We start from the raw sequence: 1543 nt of genomic DNA, 5'->3' as shown, positions 1-1543 counted from the left end.
GCCGCAAAGCTCTCCGGCAGCCCTGACGGACGCAGCAGTCTGCACATGAGCGCGCAGATGCGAGCGTTAAAACAGTATCGAATTCTGGCAGTCGGATGCAATCGGTGGAGTTTCAATTACCGCTGGTGCCCCAATCCGATTCCAAGATTGAGCGCCTTCTGACGTAGCGCTCCCTCGGTTCGCTTGGTCATTTTGGCTATTTTGGCGACAGGCGTCCGAGCCTTCGAGTGGGCCTTCAATTCCTTGATGTCGGCAGCGGTCCACTCGCGGCGAACCAATTTTTTCTTCTTAGCCAACTCGGCGCTCCCTCAGTGTTGAGGGCGCGGTCTAACAACATGGCTCGTGGTTCGCAACTCTAGCAACCGGGCCGCGCGCCCGTTCGCACCGGGCGCTCAATTGGAACCTCTTCTATCATTGGCGTGTTCATCGACAAACAACTCAGAGGAGTGTGCCTTGAACAAAATCCTCTTATCGCTCGGGACGGCAACCTTGATGGCGCTGTCAATTGCCAACGCATCTGCGAAAGATAAGCAAAGCGAAACGTTCCTCAAGAAGGCAATCGAGGGCAATTTCGCTGAAGTGAGCATGGGAGAGCTGGCACAGCAGAACGGCCAAAGCGATGCCGTCAAGTCGTACGGCAGAATGCTTTCCACAGACCACGCTGCCGCCAATCAGAAGGCTTTAGAAGCTTCCCGGGGACTGGGAATGAACGCACCAAGCGGACCGAATGCGAAGCAAAAAGCCGAACATGACAAGATGTCAAAAATGTCCGGCGCGGCCTTCGACAAAATGTTCGCGACTCACATGGTCGCAGACCATCAAAAGGATATCGCCGAGTACAAAAAGGCCTCGAAAAGTAAGGATGCTGCTGGAGAATATGCTTCCGGCCAGATAGATACGTTGCAAAAGCACCTGGACACCGCAAAATCGTTGAAGAGCGGTAATTGATCCGACGGTGGGAATTGGGGCGGCAGGATCGCGGCAAAGATATGCAAAGCGCCGGGCGGAAGATTATCCCGTCGGTTTACTGGTGCCGGGCGGATCGCTCGCGTAAGCCGGCGGCCGGGCTTAACCGATTAATCCCGCCAGCACGAGGACAGCTCCGGCGAGCATAAACCAGTGTGGATACTCCATCCCAGAAAGCATCGCTGTTCCCGCTAATGCTCAGTGTTCACCCTCGTACCGCATCGGCTGGGTAGGCAACCGATCTTGAGCGCGATGGTTTCGACGACTGCTTGTTTTTTGGTCGGAAAGTGCGTCGCCACCAACGACAGAACACCAGCGATGCAGAGGGCCGTCAGAGCGGCGCCCGCAACGCTTACCGCACCTCGCAACAGCAACTGCCCCAACGCCCGCAACATGGCATCCGCATAACCGGAAATGCTTAACGAATGCCGCTGCTTTCACTGACGTCGAACGTAGGTCGCGCCCCAGCCAAGGCCGAGTGTGGCGGCGACAAGCGAACCGAAGAGTACGCCCAGTTTCGCCGCCCTCAATAATCCTTGATCGGAGAAGGCGAGCATCGAGATGAAGATCGACATTG

3 protein-coding genes are annotated in these 1543 nt (G+C 56.3%); 1 reads left to right on the top strand and 2 read right to left on the bottom strand.

Annotated features, from left to right (window positions below; translation table 11 throughout):
- Positions 1-116: 116 nt before the first annotated feature.
- Positions 117-296, bottom strand: coding sequence for a hypothetical protein (locus AB4Z51_RS44855; protein ID WP_135217301.1), 180 nt, complete (start codon positions 294-296; stop codon positions 117-119).
- 157 nt (positions 297-453) lie between these two features.
- On the opposite strand from AB4Z51_RS44855, the gene AB4Z51_RS44850 reads away from it, so the two are divergent.
- The gene (locus AB4Z51_RS44850) at positions 454-948 is read left to right on the top strand and encodes a DUF4142 domain-containing protein (RefSeq protein ID WP_135217302.1); all 495 of its coding nucleotides are present in this window, start codon (positions 454-456) and stop codon (positions 946-948) included.
- A 455-nt stretch (positions 949-1403) separates the two neighbouring features.
- On the opposite strand, the gene AB4Z51_RS44845 is transcribed toward AB4Z51_RS44850, so the two are convergent.
- The coding region (locus AB4Z51_RS44845; protein WP_441499759.1) for a Na+/H+ antiporter NhaA at positions 1404-1543 on the bottom strand (140 nt) is incomplete at its 5' end.

The sequence above is a fragment of the Bradyrhizobium sp. 2TAF36 genome, assembly GCF_052114925.1.
GTDB classification, from domain to species: Bacteria; Pseudomonadota; Alphaproteobacteria; order Rhizobiales; family Xanthobacteraceae; genus Bradyrhizobium; species Bradyrhizobium barranii.
This window is presented reverse-complemented; position numbering and strand designations above follow the sequence as displayed.